This is a genomic window from Bacillus cereus group sp. N31, from assembly GCF_016483245.1.
Taxonomy (GTDB): Bacteria; Bacillota; Bacilli; order Bacillales; family Bacillaceae_G; genus Bacillus_A; species Bacillus_A toyonensis.
Genome location: NZ_JAEHCH010000018.1, coordinates 94302 through 119181, shown reverse-complemented (window position 1 = coordinate 119181; position 24880 = coordinate 94302). Strand labels below are relative to the sequence as shown.

The window sequence follows — 24880 nt, the reverse complement described above, 5'->3', positions numbered from 1 at the left end:
CCAAAGTCTCCTTTCTTACGCTTTTTGTGTGCCTAAGTCTGCAAGCACATCTAAAATTTCTTTATAAAACTCTTCACGTGTACCACCACGGTGAATTTCTTTATATAGCTCACCATCTTGAATGAATAAAATACGCTGACAATAACTTGCACTATACGGATCATGTGTAACCATCATAATAGATACGCCTTGATCTTCATTTAAGTTTGTCATCGCATCAAGTAAACTCGCTGCATTTTTAGAATCAAGAGCTCCTGTTGGCTCGTCCCCTAAAATAATTGCAGGCTCATGTACTAAAGCGCGCGCTGCTGCTGAACGCTGTTTCTGTCCACCAGATACTTCAGATGGGTACTTTTGAAGAATAGCTGAAATACCTAACATATCTGCTACTTTTTCTACTTTCGGTCCAATGTTACGTGATGAAACACCTTGAAGTGAAAGTGGCAATGCAATGTTTTCGTAAATAGATAAGTTTTCTAATAAATTAAAGTCTTGGAAGATGAATCCTAACTTTTGTGAACGGAAATCTGAAAGCTCACCTTGCTTCATTTTTGTAATATCCGTACCCGCAATTTCAACAACGCCGCCTGTTGCTTTATCTAACGTTGAAATTACATTTAATAATGTCGTTTTACCAGAACCAGATGGTCCCATAATTCCTACAAACTCACCCTCTTGAATTGAGAATGATACACCTTTTAACGCGTGTGATTGGTTCTCACCTTTTTTACCGTACACTTTTTGAACGTTTTTCACGTCTACAACTGGTTTCGTCATATATATCCTCCTATGCTTGTTTTTCCATTACCTATTTTGCGCTTTTTGGAGGGGCACTGCTATTTGTTAACATTACATTTACCTTACACTTTTGTAATATAAAAAGGCTGAGCATGTAAGGTTGGCTTTTTTCCTTTAAATACAAATTCGTTCACTTTTTGAAATGGTACATCCGTAAATGAAATTATATTGACTTGCCGACAAAAGCTGAAAATAAAAGTAGGCTGTTCCACAAAAGGAACAGCCTACTTCTCTTTTTATTTCTTTAAAGGTGTTACCGTCCAGTACGTAATAACACGCCAAATCCATTCTATTGGACCCATCTTAAAGATTTTCATCCAAATCACACTAAACACAATTTGAATTGCGTAAATTGCAATACATACATATAACGTCTGCATGTACGTTAAGTTTCCCGCAAATTTAAATGCACTTCCTGCAATTAAAATCATTGCAGTTTGTCCGATATAATTTGTTAACGCCATACGACCATAGTATTTGAGTGGTGCTAACAATGTTTGAACTGTTTTTAATTGAAGTAATAAAATTAATGCGCCCACATAGAAAGCTGAAATGACTGGTCCAACTGTAACACCAATTTTTAAAAATTGGCCTGCAACATCCATTGTTCCGTCCTCATTCATAAGTATCATATTTACAAATGGCTCAGCAGGTACGTGCCCGTATTGATACCATACAGCTACGACACTTAAAACAAACATAATACCTGTAAAAATAGCGACTTTCTTTATGTTTTGCGTGAGATTTTCAAATACACGATATTGGCCTGCAGCAAGACCTAATAAAATTAAGCCGAGTGGTAATAGTTCTTTAATCCCCATTACACTAAAAGCAATTGTTAAAATAAGGCCAATAACTAAGTTCACTTGTTTTTTCGCTTTATAAAATGGTAAAACGATTAACCCGCAAATTGCATATAACGTTAATGCCTCTCCAGGCTGAAACATGTAATGAATCAAACCGAAAATAAATAGTGCAACTACTCGGCGTAGAAATAGAACATATCCATTCTTCCCTTTCGCAATTGCTCTCGTTATAAAGATATAGAATCCTACTCCAAATAAGAATGAGAAGATTGAGAAGAAACGACCTTCTACAAATAAGTATAGAAACCTTTGATAACTTGCATCCACTGTATTAGGGTCTGGAATTTTAATATTAAGTAGTGCAAGAATATTTACTAAAATAATCCCCAGTAGTGCGAAACCACGAATGTAATCTAACTCATCAATTCGTTTGTTTGTAATATTGTTCCCCATAAAGCAACTCCTTGTATAAAATTTAATCCTTCCTTACTCTACTGGAAAAGGACAATCGTAACTATCGGTTAACCTTACAGGAATCTTACATTATTGTAATATAATAAAATAAAACCAGGTCATATTGCGACCTGGTCTACTCTGATTGCTTCGATCTTTGAGGTTGTCCTTTTTTACTGTTGCGCTGTTTCACTTGCACAACTGGATCAAGCTCATTCGAAAACTCAGCGTTATGTCCATTTTGTGTTTTTTGTTCTGGGTTATTTTGATCTGAACGTTTCGCCATTACATTCACTCCTTATTAGTGCGGTGTAATAATCATTTGATGTTGCAATTGGCGAATTGCCATACGTGCTCTATTTAACTGCTCACGTTGCTCATCATTCGCATGTTGTTGCATCGTTTGTAAATCGTTATATGCTTGTTCTAATTGTAACTGTGCATCTGAATACTCCATCGTATTGTAATGCTCTTGTCTCATACCAAGATCTAATTGCTCTTTCGCATATTCCACCGCTTGTTCCGCCTGTGTAATATACGATTCAAGTGATTGACGCTCTGCCATAATTGTCCCTCCTTGCTTCAATTCCCCTTTAGTGTGTCCCTTCCATCTGAACCTTATGAGTATGTTATAATGGATTTTATTTGTTTCATTTTGACTCGTCTTAGGAGGGAAAGTAATGAAGGTTCAAAACCCTTTTCCATATACAAACGACAATAAACGTTATCATACATGGAATTACCATTTACGAAATGAATTTGGTGAAAAAATCTTTAAAGTTTCATTAGATGCTGGCTTCGATTGCCCGAACCGTGACGGTACAGTTGCTTATGGTGGCTGTACATTTTGCAGTGCCGCTGGATCTGGTGACTTCGCTGGTGATCGCCGCGATGATGTTATAACGCAATATCATGAAATGAAAGAAAAAATGCACGCAAAGTGGAAAGATGGAAAATGTATCGCTTATTTCCAGGCGTACACAAATACACATGCTCCACTTGAAGTGTTAAAAGAAAAATTTGAACCGCTTCTAGCAGAAAAAGACGTTGTCGGTCTTTCTATCGCAACTCGTCCAGATTGTTTACCGGACGATGTCGTTGCATATTTAGCGGACTTAAATAAACGCACTTATCTTTGGGTTGAGCTCGGACTACAAACTGTCCATGAACGTACTGCCAATCTTATTAACCGCGCCCACGATTATCCGTCTTACGTTGAAGGTGTAAATAAATTACGTAAGCACGGCATTAGAGTTTGCTCTCATATTATTAATGGTCTTCCACTTGAAGATTACGACATGATGATGGAAACAGCTCGTGAAGTAGCAAAGCTTGACGTACAAGGAATTAAAATTCATTTGCTTCATTTATTAAAAGGAACGCCAATGGTGAAGCAATATGAAAAAGGACAATTGGAGTTCCTTTCTCTTGAAGATTACGTAAGTCTCGTTGTTGACCAACTTGAAATGATTCCAGAAGACGTAATTGTGCACCGTATCACAGGTGACGGTCCACCTGATTTAATGATTGGCCCAATGTGGAGCTTAAATAAATGGGAAGTATTAAATTCCATCGATGCAGAATTTGTACGCCGCGGAAGCTGGCAAGGAAAATATGCAAATGAGGAGAAACAAAAATGAAATTAGAACGTGTATTACCGTTTGCTCGCTCGCTGCTGCAAACGGCTGTTAAAGAAGGCGATTACGCTGTAGATGCAACACTCGGAAATGGTCATGATGCTTGCTTCCTAGCTGAAATTGTTGGAGATAACGGAAAAGTATTTGGATTTGATATTCAAAAAGAAGCAATTGAAAGTTCTACTATCCGTCTAAAAGAAAAAAAACTTTTCGAACGTACTGTTTTAGTTCACGATAGTCACGATACACTTGTATCCGTATTACCAGAAGATGCAAAAGGAAAAGTAACAGGCGCAATCTTCAACTTAGGTTACCTTCCAGGCGGAGACAAACATATCGTTACAAAGCCGAACTCAACAATCTCGGCGATCGAACAATTATTAGAAATAATGGCACCTGAAGGTATCATCGTCCTTGTCATTTACCACGGACATCCAGAAGGACAAGTAGAACGCGACGCTGTACTTAAATTTGCAGAAGAACTCGACCAAAAACAAGCTCACGTTTTGCGATACGGCTTCATTAACCAACAGAACAACCCGCCATTTATTGTGGCGATTGAGAAGCGATAAAGTGAAACTTTAATCAGTGGGGGCATTTACGGGGTAATTATATCAACGATTTTTCAATTATATCTATCATAACTCGGGATATATCAACGATTTTTTCGATATATCTATCATAACTTACAATATATCAACGATTTCTTGGATATATCGATTGTTCGACAAAACATAACAAAAAAAGACGTGCACTCACTGCACGTCTTTTTGTTATTCTCCTATATAATGGATATATACAATGTTAAAGGAGACGAAAAAATGATTGGAATACTAGCAGGAATGGGGCCAAAATCAACTGGGCCATTCGTCGATACAATTGTAGCAGAGTGCCAAACAATATACGGAGCAAAACATGATATAGACTTTCCTCATATGATGATTTATTCTTGCCCAACACCGTTTTACATGGATCGTCCTATCGATCACGAAGCGATGAAAAAAGCGATTATTGAAGGAGCACAAAAACTCGAAAGTGCTGGTGTAGACTTTATTGCTATGCCTTGCAATACAGCGCATCTTTATTTTGAAGAATTACAGCATTCTCTTTCTATTCCAATTTTGAATATAGTCGATGAGACGTTACGAGCAATTCCTGAAACTGTAAAAAGAGTCGCTCTTCTCGCAACAGAAGCGACTGTTCAAGCTGGAATTTACCAAGACGGGATTGCAAAACGTAATATAGAATACCTCCATAATGAAAAATGGCAGGAGATGATTAATCAAATTATTACTTGTATTAAAAGCGGAGAAGTTGAAAGAGCCCGCAAATTATGGAGCGCGCTCGTTTTACAATTAAAAGATGAAATAGATACTGCTATTATCGCATGTACTGATTTGAATGTTGTGGCGAGTGAGGATTTTGTGGATTCTGCTCAATGTCTTGCTGAGGCGGTTGTTAGGATGTATCTATCAAATACTAAGAGATCTTCATAAACATAGAAAACAGCCCTTTTAAAATGTGTTTTTTGTTTGCTAAAAATCCCCAAAACTTTTAACTTTCTTCACAATTCTTTCAAAGTATCCACACTTAATCTCGCTATATTAAATAAGTAGTTATTCATATAGGGAAGGTTAGGGGAACTGAAAGTATGAAAGTAAATCGTTCGCTTCATTACATTTTTTGGCGTTGGCATTTTTATGCTGGGCTTTTTATTACGCCACTTCTTATTACTTTGTCACTGAGCGGAATTGGGTATTTATTTCGGGAAGAGATTGAGGATTTCATCTATAAAGATTTGTATTTTGGGAAGAGCGCCCAAACAGAATCTATTTCGATGGCTGATTCTATTTCCTTAACAGAGAAAAAATATCCACATTATAGTGTGGCGAAAATTAGTGAGTTTAATGGGGATTATAATACGAGGCTTACTATTGCGAATGAATATACTGGGCAACAAAAATATGTGTATTTAGATAGCAATAATCAAATTGTTGGGGATCAAAACGCAAGTGAAACGTTTGCCAATATCATGCGGGAATTACATAGTTCTCTTTTAGTTGGTGGTACTGTCGTCAACTATATTGTAGAACTCGCGGCATGCTGGACAATCTTTTTAATTATGACTGGTTTATATATGAGTATACGCCAATTCAAAAACACACCATCATCCAATAAGCGAGAAAAAGCAAAACGGCGTCATTCTATTATCGGTATTATATTTACAATTCCTCTCGTTCTGCTAGTCGCATCTGGATTGCCGTGGTCAGGATTTATGGGCAACCAAATTTATAAAATCGCAGCGTCGAATGAATCGATCGGATATCCCAAATTATATATGGCACCGCCTGAATCGAAGGTAAAAGAATTGCCGTGGGCAACAAGAAAAGAAGCTCCGCCTGAATCGAATTCAAATGAACCGAAGGCAATTTCTGTCGATGAATTACAAAAAGGAATTGAAATAAAAAAGCCATATGTTATCTCACTACCAGCTGATCCAAAAGGTGTATTCACTGTTTCGAAATCGAGCGGTTCTGGTATTACAGGTATGCATGTTGCACCAAATGAAGAGATAACAGCTTACTTTGATCAATATAGCGGAGAACTCATTTCAAAAACGGACTATCGTGATTATGGCTTATTTGCACAATGGTTCACTTACGGTATCCCGCTTCACGAAGGACATTTATTCGGATGGCCAAATAAAATATTATGCTTACTAACGACATTATCTCTATTACTTCTTATTTATTACGGAGTAAAAATGTGGTTAGCAAGAAAGCCGAAAGGAAAATTAGCAGCACCTCCAAAGCAGAGAGATAAGAAAAGTATATTCGTTTTCTTTATCATGATGGTTATATTAGGCGCTGTCATGCCTTTATTCGGACTATCTGTTTTAGTTATTTTCGCAATTGAACTTCTTATATATGTATTTTCAAAAATACGATCATAATGAAAAGAAAACCACTCATATAGAGTGGTTTTCTTCATCACTGCGCCATTTTCTTTCGGTACATCTTCCCGTTCCAATAGAAGAATCGTGAAGTAAGCCCTCCGTATTTTACAATGCGCCGTGCCATTTTGTGCATATTCTTTTGTGCTGATACTTTTTGGTCTGATAAATAAATACCAAGTAACCCTCGGCTAATAAGACGATGAAACTTCGCATGAGGCAAATCACCAATGCTGTTCTCTGCTTCTTCTACAAAATGTTTCATGCGATCTAATATCGCTTGCTCATTTTCGTAATAACTACAGAAATTCAAATCTCCGCCTATACGGTCTTCTTCTTGATCAATGAAATAATCAAGCAAAATATGAAGTCCTTGTACGTAAGGGAAGTATCCTTGTCTAATTTTCGCAATATCTTCATCATGTAATTCATCATGAAATGCATATGCTACAAGACAGAAGATTCCAAGCGTAGAACCGGCACATGCTGAAAATTCAAACCAGCTCATCTCGGGTAAGTTTTCTTTATGTGCTTCAAACCATGTTTTTAAACGTGGTTCTCTTTCTTCTAACTTCACGTGTTTATGAATTTGTAAATCACAATAATAACAAGCTAGTTCATGAAGAACAGGAGCAATTTTGTCATAGTGCTTCGTTTTCTTTAAAACATCTTGGCACGTTTCAACAAGTTCATCTAAATAACCACCATCATCTTGATCATCACGATAACGATAATAATTACCGCCACCTTCTACTTCAGGTGATAATGCCATTAACATGGATTCATGCAGCGCGGCAAAATCGTTCGGATCAAGTGATGTACTGCGATCACATAAATTATCTAAATAGTCGCTAATCGTTTGATACGCTACGATAAAACGAATACATTCCTCTCGGTGTTCATTTGCTAATAGCGCTAAAATGCCACCGCCCTCGCAATGAAACGTTTTATGCTCAATACTTGCGATTGCCTGACTATGAAGCTCATCATTCGGAATATGGTAGGCACGCTCTTTCCACATCGCTAGCTCATGGTGTACAACCGGAAACACATCACGGTATACTTTCGCCATGAGCGTTATGGGATTACTCGGTACGTTCACTTCTTCCTTCATCTCCTCTATTCATTGTACAAATAATTTACTTATTTGTTTCTATTATGTTATTGATACGTATTTCAGTAAATGACTGAATATAATTCAAAATTTCATCACGCTCATACTCATTTAATAATTCATGATAACAATTAGGCCATTCTTTATATGCCTTATCACTTATTTTAACATTATCAAACCACATGCGGACACGTGTTTTATCTACAAGTTTATCCTCACATGCTTGCATTAGCAAGAGCGGAACATCTGGAAAATCGTTTATTTTCTTATGAGCCATTTCAATAGACTTAATTAATTCACTATACCAACGTACTGATACTTTGCGCAAGAACAATGAATCATTCTCCATCGCATCTCTCACTTCATGATTACGTGTCGACATTTCCACTGTAAGATTCGTTGCAAATTGCAATTTTGGTGCAACAACATTTAATATTTTTGAAGCCGCTCGAAGCGGAGCAGCAGGTGCAGCTAATACGCCTAAACATGGCGAACTTAAAATGATACCATCTATATCTTCTCTCTTCGTTTCTTGCATCATACGAATCACGATAAGACCGCCCATACTATGACCGAATAGAAAAATAGGTACCCGGTATTTTCTAGCTTCTTTCACCCATAATTTAACTTCTTCTATGTATTCATCAAATGAATCAATATGTCCTCTATTTCTCGAAGTCGTTCCATGTGACGGAAGGTCTCCCATCACGACGTGGTAGCCGATATGATTCCACATTTCCGCGACCGCTTCGTAGCGTCCGTGATATTCCATTGCGCCGTGTACAATAACGACTACAGCTTTCGCTTCCTCCGCTTCATAATTCCACATACAGACCTCCTCCATTTCACTCTTTTTCATAATTTGATACACTAAAACTAGTCTCTAGGAAAGGAAGGCTTTACATGATATATCCTTATAAAGAAAAAAACCCAAAAATTTCGAGTAGTGCTTTTATCGCTGACTATGTTACGATTACAGGCGATGTTTCCATTGGTGAAGAAGCAAGTATTTGGTTTAATACAGTCATCCGAGGTGACGTATCACCGACTATAATTGGAGACCGGGTAAATGTACAAGATCAATGTACACTCCACCAAAGCCCTCAGTATCCTCTTATTTTAGAAGATGACGTTACAGTTGGACATCAAGTCATTTTACATAGCTGTCACATTAAAAAAGATGCTTTAATTGGAATGGGATCTATTATATTAGATGGTGCTGAAATTGGTGAAGGAGCCTTTATCGGTGCTGGGAGTCTCGTTTCACAAGGGAAGAAAATTCCACCAAATACGTTAGCGTTCGGTCGCCCAGCGAAAGTCATTCGTGAATTAACAGAAGAAGACCGTAAAGACATGGAACGAATTCGCACACAATACGTTGAAAAAGGTCAATACTATAAATCATTACAAAAATAATTTTCCTGCTGCCATAAGATTGGCAGCTTTTTTCATCCCGATTGGTGAAGGCTAATAATCAGTGGTGGATGAACAGAATCCCCACTGATTAAAGTTTCACTTTATAAAAACTAACTTTTTCTTTACAAAACATTATTATTCCCTCAACAAAATCTTATTAAAATAGAAGCAAATATCTCCATATATATGTAGATGAGGGAGGAGAATTTTCATGAAGGTCAGTGGATTATATAAAATAGAATGTTACATTTTCAAAGGAATTAATCGCTACTTTGATCAAAAAACATTAAATATCTTTTTCAGCAATATTACTCATATTGGTGGTGCCACTTTCTCCATTGCACTCACACTTTTCTTTTTAATTTTCGCAAAAGGGACTTTGCATCAAGCTGCAATTGCAACTGCTATTTCTTTAGCAATTAGCCATATTCCTGTGCAAATATTAAAAAGATATTATCCACGAAAACGTCCTTATTTAACAATTCAGGATGCAAAATATCCAGTCCATCCATTAAAAGACCACTCTTTCCCGTCTGGTCATACAACGGCTGTTTTCTCTGTGTTCATTCCATTTATTTGCTATAATCCAAGCTTACTTGTTTTTCTATTACCGTTAGCATTATGCGTCGGGATTTCTCGCATTTATTTAGGGCTTCACTATCCGTCAGACGTATTCGTCGGTATGTGCCTCGGCACTTGCTCTGGCATCATCTCTTTTTATCAATGCATCCCACTTTTCACGTAAAGGAGCGATATGATGAGAGTCGCCATATTTACCGATACTTTTACACCACAAATCAATGGGGTTGCGAAAACATTAGAGCGATTAACACGTTACTTTCAAAAAGAAAATATCGCCTATTCTGTTTTCGCCCCTCAGCATACCGCTGAAGATAATTTCGTAGCAAATGTGAACAAAATGAGAAGTATCCCGTTAACAATATTATATCCAGAATGCCGCTTTTCTTTTCCTACTCCGCGCATTAAACGGGAACTTCTTACCTTTAAACCTGATATGATTCACATTGCTACACCTTTCAACATGGGACTTTGTGGATTGTATTATGCAAAAAAATTAAACATTCCAGTTGTCGGTTCTTATCATACTGATTTCGATGCCTATTTACGCTATTACAAAATCGAATTCCTCTCTAATATGCTTTGGAACTATTTAAAATGGTTTCATAGTCATATGCAAAAGAATTTTGTTCCTTCCTCTGAAACATTACATCAACTAAAAAATAAAGGGTTTCAGTCCCTCTCTATTTGGGGACGTGGTGTAGATTGCAAACTCTTTCATCCAGCTTATAATACAGACCTATTCCGAAAAAAATATAATATTACAGCGAAGTATGTCCTTTCCTATGTTGGACGGATTGCTCCTGAAAAAGATATTGATACGTTGCAAGACCTTATCGTTAAATCCGCGCATACTCGAAACGACATTCATTGGCTCATCGCCGGAGATGGTCCTCTAGCAGCAAACTTATGTGAAGCTGTCTCGAAAACAAATGTCACTTTTACTGGCTATTTACAAGGTGAAGATTTAGCTGAAGCATATGCTTGTTCTAACATAATGGTATTTCCATCAGCTACTGAAACGTTTGGAAATGTCGTACTCGAATCACTTGCATGTGGTACCCCTGTCATTGGTGCAAATAGTGGCGGAGTTAAAAATATTATTACAGATGGAAAAACGGGAGTTCTTTGTCCACCAAAAGATGCGGATGCATTTCTATCATCCATTTATTCTTTATTACAAAATGAAGAAAAACTTATACAGATGGGAATAGCAGCTTCGTCTTATGCGAAATCCAAAAGCTGGGATGAGATTTTTCGTGGCTTACTTAATCAATATGAAGAAGTCCTTCAGCACACCACATCAGAATTACTCGCTTAAACACAAAAACTCCCTTCAGAAAAATGAAGGGAGTTTATTACACGAACACAAATTTTAGTTTAATAAATGATACATAAGGTTAAATATCACTTTATTTCTATATTCATTATAACAAAAATAAACATAACTAAACAGACTTGTAATAAAAACCCATAAAAATTAATATATGGTTATACAGTTTTTTTACTGTATAGTGATTTTAAGAATTCCCCTTAAAATCAGCTTACTCACATATCTTTATACAGCAATTGTTCCCCAATTCTGTATATCAAAAAACCTTTCATTCATTTGAAAGGTTTTTTTGAGCTTGCGCATATTCTTCTTTCGTATTCACATTTATAAACCATTCTGCATTTGCTTGTATATCTTCTCCGGCAACATATTTCACATTACATTGTGATAAAAGCTGCCCCATACTTCTTTTTTCTTCTTGAAGTAAAGTATAAATCTTTTCTTTCACACGGTTATGATACGCTGCAAGTAACGGTTGTTTTCTTCCATTAATAATAGGTACAACCGCATCATATTCATTGTTCGTTTGCTCTAATAAAATAGTAAACCACTCATGCGAAACATTTGGCGCATCGCAAGGCATAATAGCGTACCAATCTGCTTCTATATATTCCATTCCTGATACAATTCCAGCAAGTGGACCGTTTCCTTTATAGTGCGGAATATCTTCTATAACAGAAACTTGTACGAATTGCTCTACTCGCTCTTTTATATCAGAATGACTAATGACTATAACTTCTGGGAGCGTACTTGTCATCACTTTCAAAATATGCTCAATAAACGTACTCCCTTGCCAGCTCGCTAACGCTTTCGGCTCACCAAACCTACTCGACATACCACCTGCTAATACAATTCCAGCCCACTTACTCATTGGCGATGCAGCTCGAATGTAATATGACCTAACTCCGGTAAAATCAACTTATTCATCGCAAGGCGAACTGCTCCGCTAGATCCTGGCATTGAAAAGACAACTTTTCGCCCAATTGTGCCACCAATCGCTCTACTTAACATTGCACTACTTCCGATATCTTCTAAATAACTAATCATGCGGAACAACTCACCAAATCCAACAATTTCTTTATCTAATAGCGCTGATACGGCTTCAATTGTGACATCACGTTTCGTAATACCTGTACCACCATTTGTTAATACAACATCAACATCTTCCTTATGATAACCAGCTAACACTGCTTGCTGAATACTTTCTTGATCATCTTTTACAATTTCATAAGAAGTCACTGTATGGCCTGCTTCTTTTAACAATTCATGTAATAGTTGTCCGCTCTTATCTGTCTCTTCCGTACGTGTATCGGAAATTGTTACAATCTTGCAACGCACTTCTTTTGGCGCTTGTTTTTTATGTTCATTGACACTCATTTTTCTTCTTCCTTTCTTAAAGACTTTTCTTCATTTTATCATACATACCTTTACACAATTATGTATGAAGACGATGATGCATCATGATACAATATAAGTATAGTAATCCACAAAAAGGAAAATGAAAAACATTCTTTCTTATCCCCCTAGACTTCACATCATTAGCTAACCTTTAACTTTTCTTATATTTTCTACGTAGTAGAATTCAGTTTTTAAAATTGCACTACCAAATAAATCGGAGGTCTACCTATTATGGAACTATACAAAAAATTAGCAACAACATTCATCCTCTTATTCGTTGCTTCCATCACTGTCGGTTTTTCTCTAAAAGGAGCAATTCCATACGCCACATTAGTAAGTATTATATTCGCAACGCTATTTTTACTAAGCAGTGCCTTTTGCGCGGGTAAAGCACGTCAAATGAAAGGTTGATTGCATATGTTACATAAGAAACGGACCATTTGTAAATCATGTGAAAAAGAAATACAAACATATGAAAAATCACGGATTCATATGCCATTTCCAGCAAGTGGTATGACTAATATGAAAAAATATATTGAGCTAGACGGAGAAGTGTATTGTAAATCATGTATTCAAATTGTAAGTAAAACGAAATAAAAAAAGCTTTGCGCTCACTGCGCAAAGCTTTTTTTCATATATTATAGACCAGCTTGCTCTTTTAAAGTAGCTGCTTTGTCTGTACGTTCCCATGAAAGATCTACATCAGTACGTCCAAAGTGACCGTAAGCTGCTGTTTGTTTGTAAATTGGGCGACGCAAGTCTAGCATTTTAATAATACCAGCTGGACGAAGATCGAAGTTGTTACGAACTAGTTCTACTAGTACGTCTTCAGATACTTTACCAGTGCCAAATGTATCAACTGAAATTGATACTGGTTGTGCTACGCCAATTGCGTATGCAAGTTGTACTTCTGCTTTGTCAGCAAGGCCAGCTGCTACGATATTTTTCGCAACATAACGAGCTGCATATGCTGCAGAACGGTCAACTTTCGTTGCATCTTTACCAGAGAATGCACCGCCACCGTGGCGAGCGTATCCACCGTAAGTATCAACGATGATTTTACGTCCTGTTAAACCAGCATCACCTTGTGGTCCACCAATTACAAAGCGGCCAGTTGGGTTAATGAAGAATTTCGTTTCTCCATCCATTAATTCTGCTGGAACTACAGCTTTAATTACATGCTCTTTTAAATCGCGATCGATTTCTTCCCATGTAACATCTGGATGATGCTGTGTAGAAATTACAATTGTATCTACACGTACAGGTTTACCATTTTCATCATACTCAATTGTAACTTGCGTTTTTCCATCCGGACGTAAGTATGATAATGTGTCATCTTTACGTACTTCAGTTAAACGGCGAGCTAATTTGTGAGCAAGCGAGATTGGAAGTGGCATTAATTCTTGTGTTTCATTACATGCAAAACCAAACATTAAACCTTGGTCTCCTGCACCAATTGCCTCAATCTCAGCGTCAGTCATTTGACCTTCGCGTGCTTCTAGCGCTTGGTCAACACCCATAGCGATGTCAGCAGATTGCTCATCGATAGATGTTAAAACTGCACAAGTTTCTGCATCGAATCCGTATTTTGCGCGTGTGTAACCAATGCCTTGAATTGTTTCACGAACGATTTTTGGAATGTCTACGTAAGTAGAAGTCGTAATTTCCCCCGCTACCAATACTAAACCAGTTGTTACAGTTGTTTCACAAGCTACACGTGCATTTGCGTCTTTTGATAAGATCGCATCTAAAATTGAATCAGAAATTTGGTCACAAATTTTATCTGGATGTCCTTCAGTTACAGACTCAGATGTGAACAGATGACGTTTTTTTGTCATGTGGTAAACCTCCCTACAGTAATTGTATATATTGTACGGAACTCATCCTTAATTTGCCACAAACTGCGACATACATTTATTCTCCCACACAAGCATACAGAAAAACCTTTCCTACTTAACATAGAGGAAAGGTTTAATTTGCTACTTGCATACTGCTTTTTGCCCTTTGCTCTTATCGTTCGAGACCATTAGCCTCGCACAGGTTTTAGCACCTATTCACATGTATTTACCACTACAAGTGAGGTTGCTGGGCTTCATCGGGCCTGTCCCTCCGCCAGCTCGGGATAAGAGAGTATCCGTCCCAACCTATACTAAAGAAATGATATTCATTTGTCAATTAATATTCACATTTTCCTGAAAGTTTTTCTCAATACGCCTGGAATGAAATATTAATAAGGAAATAATACATTCACACAAACAAAAATAAATAAATAGTATACATTATTTATATAATTGTGTTATACTCTTGATGGGGATTACGAGAAATATTTCATTAAATGAAAAGGATGGTATATAAATATGAGTACTGTGAATGTCCAAATCGGTTTACATGAATTATTGAACGGAAGCAATGCACAGATTCAACTAAGTGTTCCGCAATTAGTGGAAAAAGTATTAATGCGAAATGAAGGGAAATTAACTTCTACTGGTGCAGTTTCTGCTTCAACAGGAAAATACACAGGACGTTCTCCTAAAGATAAATTTATTGTGAAAGAAGCATCGGTTGCTGACAAAATTGCTTGGGGAGCTGTGAACCAACCGATTTCTGAAGAACATTTTAATAAATTATATACTAAAGTTTTAGAATACTTAAAAGAAAAAGAAGAGTTATTCGTCTTCAAAGGATTTGCAGGCGCTGATCGCAACTATCGCCTACCAATTCAAGTTATTAACGAATATGCATGGCACAATCTATTTGTACATCAATTATTTATTCGTCCAACTGAAGAAGAATTAACAACTCATGAATCAGAGTTTACAATTGTTTCTGCACCGAACTTTAAAGCAGATCCAGTAATTGACGGTACAAACTCTGAAGCATTCATCATGGTTTCATTCGAAAAACGTATCGTACTAATTGGTGGTACAGAATACGCTGGAGAAATGAAAAAATCAATCTTCTCTATTATGAACTTCTTACTACCTGAACAAGATATTCTTTCTATGCATTGCTCTGCAAACGTAGGTGAAGAAGGTGACGTAGCACTATTCTTCGGTTTATCTGGAACAGGTAAAACAACTTTATCTGCTGATCCAAACCGTAAATTAATCGGTGATGATGAGCATGGTTGGTCTGATAACGGTGTATTCAATATTGAAGGCGGTTGCTATGCGAAATGTGTAAACCTTTCTCATGAGAAAGAACCACAAATCTTTGATGCAATCAAATTTGGATCTGTTTTAGAAAACGTTGTCATTAATGATCAAACACGCATCGCTGACTATAACGATACTACTTTAACAGAAAATACACGTGCTGCCTACCCTATGCATGCGATTGACAATATCGTGTTGCCAAGTGTTGCAGGACATCCAAATACAATCATTTTCTTAACTGCTGATGCATCTGGCGTATTGCCTCCAATCAGTAAGTTATCAAAAGAACAAGCTATGTACCATTTCTTAAGTGGTTACACTAGTAAACTAGCAGGAACAGAGCGCGGCGTTACATCTCCGCAAGCTACATTCTCAACTTGCTTCGGTTCACCATTCTTACCACTTGATGCATCTCGCTATGCTGAAATGCTTGGTGAAAAAATTGAGAAACACGATGCGAAAGTATTCTTAGTAAACACTGGCTGGACTGGTGGCGAATACGGTGTTGGTAAGCGTATGAACTTAGGTTACACTCGCGCAATGATTCAAGCAGCACTAAGCGGTGAACTTGCAAAAGCTGAAACTGCTAAACATGACATCTTCGGTCTTGAAGTACCTCTTCACGTACCAGGTGTACCTGACGAAGTATTAATGCCTGAACAAACTTGGGCTGATACAGCTGCTTACAAAACAAAAGCAATTGAACTTGCAAACGAATTCAAAGCTAACTTCAAAAAGTTCGACAGCGTTTCTGAAGCTATTATTAACTTAGGCGGTCCAATCGCTTAAGTTAAAACTTTCTGTTGGAATAACCCTTTACTCATATGAATAAGTGTCGTGTAACCGTAAAGTTTCGCGTACTCACCGACAAAACCCAATGCGGCTTAACGGTTACACACACTTACATAAAAAAGAAGCTTACGTTTTTACGTAAGCTTCTTTCTATCTATTTTTTATACAAGTACGGAGCTAAAAAAGGCTCTAATCGCTTCTAACCATCGCCGGATTCTCTATTCCATCTAAAAAATTCCCAACCACAATCTACAATTCATATACTTACATTTTCACACATACAAATCACGGATTCAAACACACAAACTATTTCCCTACTTACTACATCCTTCTGTTCTCACACTGTATGGAGCTAAAAAAGTCTCTAACCGCTTCTATCCACCGCTGGATCCTCTATCCCATCTAAAAAGCAGCTTTTATCTTTTTATCTCTTCGTTAATTCTTTCTCATCTTTCATGCTATAGTAGCCTAAATTAACAACAATTAAGAAATAACCGCCCATAATCCCTACTGCAAAAGCCCACATCACCATATGGTGCTCAATTTCGTACATAATAATAGCACCCAAAATAGCAGCGGCAAAACGGTTAAACATACCGAGCGTCGGTGCTTTCGTTTTCTTTACAATGCTATCTCCAAGCTTCTCAATTCGTCTCCCTAAAAGCCAAACACAATACATACTTACGATAAGTCCAATTCCTGCACCTAGAAAATGCGCTGAAAACGGCGTTAACATCCAGCCTAATAGCAGAATACCTAGTAAATAATACGATTGAATTTTAAACGATCTTAATGACATACTAATCATGCTGTACCCCTCTTCAGTAGTTTTAATCTATCCAACAAAAGCTGTATAACTCATTTCTTTCGAGTTCATACTACTTAAAATTCTCTTCACTCAAATTAAAAACAACATAAACCCAATGTTTATGTTGTTTAAATGTTTTCAGAAAATAATATTATACAAGATTTCGAACATCATATTCTTATAATTTGTGACGTTTTTCCAAACATTTTTCGTCCATTTATGAAAAAAGTGATATCAATCTATGAACATACGGATATGATGTAATAAATACACAAATAAAGGGGGCGTCTAATGATTTATTTTTTAATGGCTCTCATTCATCTCATTGTCCCTGCACTTATTGGACTTTCGCTATATTGGTACACGAAAAATCATAGTATTTTCTACGCTGTCCTCGGTGTTCTCCTTCCAGGTATTATTCTTATCACACTCTTCCGTATTCCATTTTTAAACTTAATTCCACTTATTACTGCTATCTTATTTCTCGTCTTCTTACCAAAAATAAAAAAATAGGAAAGCAGATCATAAGTGATCTGCTTTCCTATTTTGATATAGGTTCCTGTACGGTAGTATGAACTTTTACTTTCTCCAATTTTACAAACCATAGACCAAAGAAAATGATTATCCCACCGATCATTTGTTGTAATGAAATAGATTCATTTGCCCATATAGCTGCAAATAAAACCGCTACAATCGGTGTAATATACATATATACCATCGTATGGGATGCCCCAATTTTTTGAACACCGATATACCACATTACTAAACCAAATACTGTTACAAAGAAAATAGAATATAGTAAAGCAAATAGTGTCATCCCTTTTGTAATGTGAAACGGCATGACAAATACATGTGGACCACTTAATAATAAAAGCGGAATTGCTCCAACTAATGCCGACCATGCAGTAACACGTAGTGCTGAATATTTTTTAATTAATGGCCCTGCTAAAACAGGATAAAGCCCCCAGCATATTGATGTAATCATTCCAATTCCATTCCCGTAAAAAGAACTAGCGAGTGAATGCCCCGCTACTAAAACTAATGCTGCACCCACAAAGGCAATCATAGAACCAATTAACTTCCGAGAAGAAAACTTTTCTTGTTTCAAAAAAACCGCAAATAAAGTTGTAAAAATAGGTGAAATAGAAATGAGTAAAGAGGCATTTGTAGCGGATGTATATTTAACAGTTTCCATAAATAACGTTTGATATAGTACAATACCTACAAAACTAACAACGATTAATCTTGGTATATCTTTTCGCTCCACATAAAACGACTTTTCAATAAAGAATGTAAGCAATAACAGTAACGGTGCCGCCGCCATCATCCGAATAGCAGTAAACTCAATTGCTGTAAATTCTACAAGCCCATATTTTGCAATGGTATAGTTAATACCCCAAATCATAACGACACTTAAAATTAATAACTCAATTCCCCATCTTCTCATGCGTATCCCCTCCGCAAAGAAAATTATACAGAAAATTCAATCATGTGTACATTTCATTATGTGAAAAAATCTTTTTATTGTATCAAGAGCTTTACTTTGACACATGAAATTATATCGGCGATTTTTTAAGTATATCGACTTATCAACAAAAAACGGCAATAATAACACCTTATGCAATAAAAAAGACGATTCCAAAAACATATTGGAACCGTCTTTTCTTTATTATACTCGAACATGTAACTTCATATTTGGATTATAAAACTGGCTCGGGCTTTTCAACTGAAGAGTTCCTCCACCTTCATGCCAATCAACCGTTAACTTATCATCCATAAATACAAGCTTTGTACGATCGGCGATAAAGCTAAGTGTACTTGATTCAATATCTACATCACGCTCATCTTTTTCAGCTACAGCTACTAAATCAATGATTCCGCTCATAACACAACCGCAACCTTCATTATCGTAAAATAATTTTATATATTTCGCTTCATTTGGAATCGTATCCATAATTTTTTTATATGCTGCTTCTGTTACAGTAACGTACATCTGTTAATGTTCATCCTCTCTTCTCATATCATTCATATATTGTACCACTATTTTTCTAAAACTTTGTATACAGAAAATTAAGACTAATATACAATGTATGTGATAAAGGAGGTTCTATCACTGATGTCTCAACTAAAGCGATATCCTATTTTATTAGGCCTATTAGGTAGCTTTTTTATTTCTAGCGGAATGATATTACAACATATACTTCCCTATTCTCCTTCTATTGGTTGGATTCTAGGTTTTATTTGTTTCCTATCCGCTTCTTATTTTGCCATGAACAATAAAAATAACTAATAGAGTAAGAATTAGTTTAAGGAGGATAACACAATATGCCAGCTTTAAAAGAAATAGAACAATCACTCAATCATATATTCCAAATCGAAAAATACGGTAAAGACATTGCCTTTAGTCGCTTTATCCCTGCTGTATATGATTCTATCCAATTTCCATGGCAACAATTTTTTGAAGCAACTTTTGTAGAGCTATTTAACGGTCTTATGATACGAGGGGCTGAAAATGTAAACAAAGTATTTTTAGCTGTATTCCCTACAGATGACGTTCTTGAAGCTTTCATTTCACAATCGACACCCGGTGATTTACTCTTTATGCATCATCCACTTGTAATGGAGTGCGGTGATCCGCTTGGAAAATCAGGCCGTGGTTTTATTCCCATTCCAGAAAAATATTTGCAGGCGATAAAAGAAAAACAACTTTCTATATATACATGTCACGGACCAATGGATTTTCATCAAACGTATGGAACAAGCATTTCAATCGCAAAAGCACTCCAAGCCAGTGTAATTGACGGATTTGCTTACGGTGGTCCAGAAAGCGAGCCAGTCGGTCTCATTTGTGAAATAGATGAAACATCAACAGAAGCACTCCAAAAACGTCTAAAAAAACTCTTCCACATTCCTTACACAGACTTCGAAGGTAAACAACACGATTCCATTAAAAAAATTGCAATTATCGCTGGATGTGGCGATGTCGTATCTTTAATGAACGAAGCAGAAGAAAAAGGTGCTGAAGCATATATTGCAGGAGAAATCCATTGCCATATCGACAATGATTACGGTAGACATAAATACTCGCTCATTATGGATTATGTAAAAACAACGAATATGTCACTCATCGGTGTGTCGCACTCTGCCTCTGAATACTTAGTGAAAGAGACATTGATATATGATTGGTTTAAAGAGAACTTTCGTTTGGATATTACTTTAATTCCGCAGGAGAAATGGTGGTTATAAAAGGACGCTTTAATTAGTGAAGATGGGTACACACACCAATTTATTTTTTACAGAATAAAAAAGGAGATCGCTCTCAAGTAAGTAATCTCCCTTTTTCGAATATTTTATCATTACATCGGCAACATTACCTTTACCGTCGTTCCAACTCCAACTTCACTTTCAAAGCTCATTTTACCGTTGTGGTCTTTAATAATTTTTTCTGTAACTACTAACCCTAAACCTGTGCCCGTTTCTTTCGTTGTGTAAAAAGCTTCATTTAACTTTGGAATTTTATCTTTTGGAATGCCGCACCCCTCATCTTTCACCTGAACGACGATTCCATCTTCTACGGTAACTTTAATCGTAATCGTCCCACCAACTGACATTGCTTCAATCCCATTTTTGATTAAATTAAAAAATACTTGTTTTAATCGTTTTTCGTCGCATGTAATTGACGGTATGTCTTTACTGTAAATACCTTGTATGTGCACCCCTTGTTCTAAAGCAGGCTTACCCATAACCCGAATAACATAAGCGATAATTTCTTGTATGTTATGAGTTTCTGATTCTAGCGATTTAGATTTCTCAAACCCACTAAGTTCTGTAGTAATTGTATGAATTCGTTCTACCTCTTGCTTCATAATATCGCTATAAATCTTATCCTCGGGATGCTTGTTTGCTTGTTTATTCACAAGTTTTTTTAAAGTTGCTAAAGGTCTTCTAATCTTATAGCCAATAACTGTTGCCATTTTTCCAACAGTTGCTAGCTTTTCTGTTTGTTTTATTTCTTTATCCATCATCTCAATCGTACGAATGTAAGACTGGAATCTCAAAAATATAATCCAACATATAATGGAGAATACGCTACATAATGCCATTGGGATTAAAACGAGAGAAGATTGAATAATGATTCCAATAAGAGCGTACCTTCCAACAATTATCCCTATAACTAACCAAAAATATTTTTTACTCACGAAGATTGGTGCAAATAAAATGAAAAATCCTTCTACTATATTTCCACCATCAAACTCAGCATCACTACCAGAATAAATCATAATATTATGGATAAAATCTAATATATTATAGCCAATTAAAATGATATACTTTACCGCAAATGGATTCTTCCATTTCATAAAATATATGCCGATGCAAAACAATATCACCATCCAAAAATAGAGCCATAAACCTAAACCATCTTCGAATTTTCCTACTCCTTCTTGTTCTCCCCCTATTAGAGGTACGATAAATTCATAGGCAAGATCATATACAAAAAATATAATAAAAAATAAGCTTAAAAATACTTTGAGTGCCTTTATTTCTTCATTTTTAAATATATAGCCTTTATTCATATGGTAACTCCTAGCTTTTCTTCCACTTGGATTTCATAATTTCCAAACTTCATTGGAAGAATGATGTCTATTCTTGTTCCAATATCTCTTTCACTTACAATGCATAATTCACCAAGATGCTCGGCAACAATTCGATCCGCTACCGTAAGTCCTAGACCAATTTTATCTTGTTTCGTTGTATAAAAAGCCTCTGTCACACGGGCTAAATTTTCCTTCTTAATACCGTAACCACTATCGATTATACTTATCATCACATAATCTTTCCCTTTATTTTCTAATCGCAAATCTAAAATGCCACCTTGCTCCATTGCCTCCAGAGCATTATTTATGACATATAAAAAAACTCCTCTTATTTTTCGTTCATCACATTCAACTTCCACTGTTTTTTCTTCCACATTAGAAATAAGTTGAACATTTGATTCATTCATTTTTTCGCGAAGAGTTTTTACTGCTTGTAATACAATTTTTCCTACATCATGTTTCTCATAAATAGAAGGTTTACATGTAGCAACTTCCATTAACTCACTTATCATATTATTCATATTTTCTATTTCAAAGATCATTCGTTTATAAATAGGATCATCTTCATGCTTCTCTCGCTGTAATTGTGTAAATCCTTTTAACGAAGCAAGTGGATTTTTAATTTCATGCCCGACTGTCGCTGCCATTTTTCCGATCACTGCTAATTTTTGTGATTCACTAGCAATCTTAATACTTTCCTTTACAGCTGAAAGATATTGTACAAATCGATTTAAAATGATGTATGCAGCTATTAATAAAAGTGTATACATAATAAGAAACATAAACGCTTTTACTTCCTCTAATACAAATAAATAAATCACATATTTCCCTATAATCGTAGCAAGTAAAAACACAAAATACTTTTTATTTAAAAATATAGGTACAAAGAAAATGAAAATAATTTCTATTATATTTACCCCATCAAATGCCGCCTTATTATAAAGAATATACGAAAGTACATTCGCCATTTCTATCCCTATGTATGCAAATAAACATGTATATTTAACAAGGTTTGCTTTCTCTTTTTTTATTAAATATATATTCACGCCGAGTATTGCTGTTCCACAAATAACTTGCCATAGTATGTTATGTCCCTTATCCGTTAGTGATTTATTTTCTAATACGATTGCATAGAAAATTTGATAGGCAGTAACAGTAACAAATAGCACCCATAAGAAAATTTTTGCATTCCTTTCTTCTTCTTTATATGATAGAAAACTTTCTTTCACTTTAACACCCCTTCAAAATAATATCTCGAAGAATACCATTTATTATAATAAATGATTTTCATAGACAAACAAAGATAAATCGAACATTTGAGGAAAATCATACCAACATTGTAATATCTTCAGACTATATGCAAGCATAAAAACTACAATCAATAATACGTATATTATGGGAGGTGTTTTATATGGACGGCAAAAAAATAAAAAGACAGCACAGCTCCAATCCTTTACACGCGAAAATGAAGGAAAGGAGATGACAACAAATACAGGTGTTAAAATTTCAAATGATGAAAACTCTTTAACTGCCAGTGATCGTGGCCCTACCCTTCTCGAAGATTTTCTTATGCGAGAAAAACTTTCTCATTTTGATCGTGAACGAATTCCTGAAAGAGTCGTTCATGCACGAGGATTCGGAGCACATGGCATTTTTGAGTTATATGAATCTTTAGAAGAGCTAACAATGGCACACTTTCTACAAAACCCTTCAAAAACAACACCACTTTTCGTTCGTTTTTCTGAAGTAGCGGGATCAAAAGGAGCCAATGAAACGAATCGAGATGTTAGAGGATTCGCTGTTAAATTTTATACAGAAGAAGGGAATTTCGACTTAGTAGGAAATAACATACCAATTTTCTTCATTCAAGATGGTATTAAATTTCCTGATCTTATTCACGCCCTTAAACCAGAGCCACATAATGAAATTCCACAGGGCCAAACAGCACATGATACTTTTTGGGACTTCATCGCCAATAATCAAGAATCCGCTGCAATGATGATGTGGATTATGTCCGACCGTACAATTCCAAGAAGTTTTCGAATGATGCAAGGATTTGGCGTTCATACATTTCGTTTCGTTAATAAAAATGGAAAGTCGCGATTCGTAAAATTCCACTGGAAGCCAAAGCTCGGCGTTCATTCGTTAATTTGGGATAGAGCATACTAACACATATAAGGGGGATACTTCATGTTTGTTACGGTCGAGAAAGATGTTCATATTTTTGTGCAAGACGTTAATCCCGGTCCCGGTAGTAAAACTGTTTTTTTCGTCCATGGCTGGCCTTTAAATCATCAAATGTATCAATATCAACTCAATGTTTTACCGGAGCACGGCTTTCGCTGCATCGCCATGGATATACGCGGAAATGGGCAATCTGATAAGCCATGGACTGGTTACACGTATGACCGATTAGCTGATGATATTGCAATTGTTCTGGAAGCACTCCAAGTAGAAAATGCTACGTTAGTCGGTTTTTCAGTCGGCGGTGCTCTTTCTATTCGCTATATGTCTCGCTACAATGGGCGTCGTATTTCTAAGCTCGCATTAATTGATGCCGTCTCTCCTTCTTTCGTGAAAAATCAAGAGTCCCCTTACGGTGTACCAAAAGAACAAGCAGATACCCTCATTCATCAAATGTATGTAAATTTACCAAAATTTTTAAGTGATGTATCTTTATCATTTTTCAATAGAAACTTAGGAGCTGCAACCCTTGAATGGTTTTCTTATCTCGGTATGCAGTCCGCTTCCTATGCTCTCATCAAAATTTTGCAAGCAGCTGCAAACGAAGACGTAACGAAAGACTTAAGTAAAATTAACGTTCCAACAAAAATATTCCACGGCGTTCACGACCAACTGATCCCATACAAAAGTGCTGAACTCACGCAAAAACGGATTAAAAATGCTCAACTACATGCTCTTACAAATAGTGGTCACGGCTCTCCAATCGACCAAGCAGATGAATTAAATGCAGAACTTATAAAATTTTTAAATTCATAGTTTCCGTACAGCAAATTCTTTTTTATTAACTATCTTTTTTGTT

At 36.2% G+C, this 24880-nt stretch carries 27 protein-coding genes, 1 pseudogene and 1 riboswitch; of the genes and pseudogenes, 14 read left to right on the top strand and 14 right to left on the bottom strand.

The features are described from left to right. Positions 1-15: 15 nt before the first annotated feature. From JDS81_RS20755 to JDS81_RS20740, 4 genes are all read right to left on the bottom strand, one after another. Positions 16-777 carry an ABC transporter ATP-binding protein gene (locus tag JDS81_RS20755; RefSeq protein ID WP_000165845.1) on the bottom strand — a complete coding sequence of 254 codons (762 nt, stop codon included), beginning with the start codon at positions 775-777 and terminating at the stop codon, positions 16-18. A 257-nt stretch (positions 778-1034) separates the two neighbouring features. After that, entirely contained in the window at positions 1035-2057 is a 1023-nt protein-coding gene (locus JDS81_RS20750) for a DUF418 domain-containing protein (RefSeq protein ID WP_097953524.1), read from the bottom strand. Between the two features lie 136 nt (positions 2058-2193). Further along, the gene (locus JDS81_RS20745; RefSeq protein ID WP_001129345.1) at positions 2194-2343 is read right to left on the bottom strand and encodes a hypothetical protein; all 150 of its coding nucleotides are present in this window, start codon (positions 2341-2343) and stop codon (positions 2194-2196) included. Positions 2344-2358: 15 nt separating this feature from the next. Then, on the bottom strand, positions 2359-2622 hold the full coding sequence (locus JDS81_RS20740) for a YtzC family protein (protein WP_000840865.1): 264 nt from the start codon (positions 2620-2622) through the stop codon (positions 2359-2361). 115 nt (positions 2623-2737) lie between these two features. Here JDS81_RS20740 and mnmL point away from each other — a divergent pair, with 115 nt between their 5' ends. The 4 genes from mnmL to JDS81_RS20720 all read left to right on the top strand — a co-directional run bounded on the left by mnmL (position 2738) and on the right by JDS81_RS20720 (position 6647). Beyond that, positions 2738-3697, top strand: coding sequence for a tRNA modification radical SAM protein MnmL/YtqA (mnmL, locus tag JDS81_RS20735; protein ID WP_097953525.1), 960 nt, complete (start codon positions 2738-2740; stop codon positions 3695-3697). Next, positions 3694-4266: a tRNA 5-(aminomethyl)-2-thiouridylate-methyltransferase MnmM gene (gene mnmM, locus JDS81_RS20730; RefSeq protein ID WP_000764465.1), complete on the top strand. Its 573-nt coding sequence runs from the start codon at positions 3694-3696 to the stop codon at positions 4264-4266. Before mnmL ends, mnmM begins: the two co-directional genes overlap by 4 nt. A gap of 249 nt (positions 4267-4515) precedes the next feature. Beyond that, a complete protein-coding gene (locus JDS81_RS20725; protein WP_097953526.1) occupies positions 4516-5190 on the top strand; it encodes an aspartate/glutamate racemase family protein in 675 nt (224 codons plus the stop codon). A gap of 155 nt (positions 5191-5345) precedes the next feature. Continuing rightward, positions 5346-6647, top strand: coding sequence for a PepSY-associated TM helix domain-containing protein (locus JDS81_RS20720; protein ID WP_097953527.1), 1302 nt, complete (start codon positions 5346-5348; stop codon positions 6645-6647). A gap of 37 nt (positions 6648-6684) precedes the next feature. Here JDS81_RS20720 and JDS81_RS20715 read toward each other — a convergent pair whose 3' ends face one another. Both JDS81_RS20715 and JDS81_RS20710 read right to left on the bottom strand, forming a co-directional pair. After that, positions 6685-7749, bottom strand: coding sequence for a tetraprenyl-beta-curcumene synthase family protein (locus tag JDS81_RS20715; RefSeq protein WP_141499514.1), 1065 nt, complete (start codon positions 7747-7749; stop codon positions 6685-6687). Positions 7750-7786: 37 nt separating this feature from the next. After that, entirely contained in the window at positions 7787-8590 is an 804-nt protein-coding gene (locus JDS81_RS20710; protein WP_000267439.1) for an alpha/beta hydrolase, read from the bottom strand. A gap of 74 nt (positions 8591-8664) precedes the next feature. Here JDS81_RS20710 and JDS81_RS20705 point away from each other — a divergent pair, with 74 nt between their 5' ends. The 3 genes from JDS81_RS20705 (at position 8665) to JDS81_RS20695 (ending at position 11077) form a co-directional block, all read left to right on the top strand. Then, positions 8665-9177, top strand: a complete 513-nt coding sequence (locus JDS81_RS20705; RefSeq protein ID WP_000640217.1) for a gamma carbonic anhydrase — start codon at positions 8665-8667, stop codon at positions 9175-9177. 211 nt (positions 9178-9388) lie between these two features. Beyond that, positions 9389-9922 (top strand): phosphatase PAP2 family protein, encoded by a 534-nt coding sequence (locus JDS81_RS20700; RefSeq protein ID WP_000868586.1) that lies wholly within the window; start codon positions 9389-9391, stop codon positions 9920-9922. Between the two features lie 12 nt (positions 9923-9934). Then, positions 9935-11077, top strand: coding sequence for a glycosyltransferase family 4 protein (locus tag JDS81_RS20695; protein WP_097953529.1), 1143 nt, complete (start codon positions 9935-9937; stop codon positions 11075-11077). A gap of 280 nt (positions 11078-11357) precedes the next feature. Here JDS81_RS20695 and JDS81_RS20690 read toward each other — a convergent pair whose 3' ends face one another. Then, the gene (locus tag JDS81_RS20690) at positions 11358-11960 is read right to left on the bottom strand and encodes a molybdenum cofactor guanylyltransferase (RefSeq protein ID WP_097953530.1); all 603 of its coding nucleotides are present in this window, start codon (positions 11958-11960) and stop codon (positions 11358-11360) included. After that, a complete protein-coding gene (locus JDS81_RS20685) occupies positions 11957-12466 on the bottom strand; it encodes a MogA/MoaB family molybdenum cofactor biosynthesis protein (protein WP_080326637.1) in 510 nt (169 codons plus the stop codon). The genes JDS81_RS20690 and JDS81_RS20685 overlap by 4 nt, the downstream gene beginning before the upstream one ends. A gap of 252 nt (positions 12467-12718) precedes the next feature. Here JDS81_RS20685 and JDS81_RS20680 point away from each other — a divergent pair, with 252 nt between their 5' ends. Together JDS81_RS20680 and JDS81_RS20675 are read left to right on the top strand one after the other, a co-directional pair. Continuing rightward, the gene (locus tag JDS81_RS20680) at positions 12719-12898 is read left to right on the top strand and encodes a hypothetical protein (RefSeq protein WP_097953531.1); all 180 of its coding nucleotides are present in this window, start codon (positions 12719-12721) and stop codon (positions 12896-12898) included. 6 nt (positions 12899-12904) lie between these two features. Next, complete coding sequence (locus JDS81_RS20675) at positions 12905-13084, top strand: hypothetical protein (RefSeq protein WP_000902511.1); 180 nt, start codon at positions 12905-12907, stop codon at positions 13082-13084. Positions 13085-13125: 41 nt separating this feature from the next. Here the strand turns inward: JDS81_RS20675 and metK are convergent, their stop codons facing one another. Continuing rightward, positions 13126-14325 (bottom strand): methionine adenosyltransferase, encoded by a 1200-nt coding sequence (metK, locus tag JDS81_RS20670; RefSeq protein ID WP_000163114.1) that lies wholly within the window; start codon positions 14323-14325, stop codon positions 13126-13128. A 169-nt stretch (positions 14326-14494) separates the two neighbouring features. Further along, positions 14495-14616: riboswitch (SAM riboswitch) on the bottom strand. Positions 14617-14844: 228 nt separating this feature from the next. Between metK and pckA the strand changes: the two genes are divergently transcribed. Next, entirely contained in the window at positions 14845-16431 is a 1587-nt protein-coding gene (pckA, locus tag JDS81_RS20665) for a phosphoenolpyruvate carboxykinase (ATP) (RefSeq protein WP_097953532.1), read from the top strand. 427 nt (positions 16432-16858) lie between these two features. Here pckA and JDS81_RS20660 read toward each other — a convergent pair whose 3' ends face one another. Then, entirely contained in the window at positions 16859-17242 is a 384-nt protein-coding gene (locus tag JDS81_RS20660; protein ID WP_000624935.1) for an ATP synthase subunit I, read from the bottom strand. 291 nt (positions 17243-17533) lie between these two features. Between JDS81_RS20660 and JDS81_RS20655 the strand changes: the two genes are divergently transcribed. Further along, positions 17534-17755: a hypothetical protein gene (locus JDS81_RS20655; RefSeq protein WP_000639048.1), complete on the top strand. Its 222-nt coding sequence runs from the start codon at positions 17534-17536 to the stop codon at positions 17753-17755. Between the two features lie 28 nt (positions 17756-17783). Here the strand turns inward: JDS81_RS20655 and JDS81_RS20650 are convergent, their stop codons facing one another. Then, positions 17784-18689, bottom strand: a complete 906-nt coding sequence (locus JDS81_RS20650) for a DMT family transporter (RefSeq protein ID WP_097953533.1) — start codon at positions 18687-18689, stop codon at positions 17784-17786. Between the two features lie 222 nt (positions 18690-18911). Next, positions 18912-19235, bottom strand: coding sequence for an iron-sulfur cluster biosynthesis family protein (locus tag JDS81_RS20645; RefSeq protein ID WP_000289564.1), 324 nt, complete (start codon positions 19233-19235; stop codon positions 18912-18914). Between the two features lie 332 nt (positions 19236-19567). On the opposite strand from JDS81_RS20645, the gene JDS81_RS20640 reads away from it, so the two are divergent. Beyond that, a complete protein-coding gene (locus JDS81_RS20640) occupies positions 19568-20488 on the top strand; it encodes a Nif3-like dinuclear metal center hexameric protein (protein ID WP_001111097.1) in 921 nt (306 codons plus the stop codon). Between the two features lie 110 nt (positions 20489-20598). Here the strand turns inward: JDS81_RS20640 and JDS81_RS20635 are convergent, their stop codons facing one another. Further along, on the bottom strand, positions 20599-21816 hold the full coding sequence (locus JDS81_RS20635; RefSeq protein WP_001032640.1) for an ATP-binding protein: 1218 nt from the start codon (positions 21814-21816) through the stop codon (positions 20599-20601). Beyond that, entirely contained in the window at positions 21813-23066 is a 1254-nt protein-coding gene (locus JDS81_RS20630; RefSeq protein WP_097953534.1) for an ATP-binding protein, read from the bottom strand. Before JDS81_RS20630 ends, JDS81_RS20635 begins: the two co-directional genes overlap by 4 nt. Positions 23067-23232: 166 nt before the next feature. Here JDS81_RS20630 and JDS81_RS20625 point away from each other — a divergent pair. Both JDS81_RS20625 and JDS81_RS20620 read left to right on the top strand, forming a co-directional pair. After that, a pseudogene (locus tag JDS81_RS20625) lies at positions 23233-24000 on the top strand (catalase); the annotation flags it as partial. Positions 24001-24027: 27 nt separating this feature from the next. Further along, positions 24028-24837: an alpha/beta fold hydrolase gene (locus JDS81_RS20620; protein WP_000498281.1), complete on the top strand. Its 810-nt coding sequence runs from the start codon at positions 24028-24030 to the stop codon at positions 24835-24837. Positions 24838-24880 lie beyond the last annotated feature (43 nt).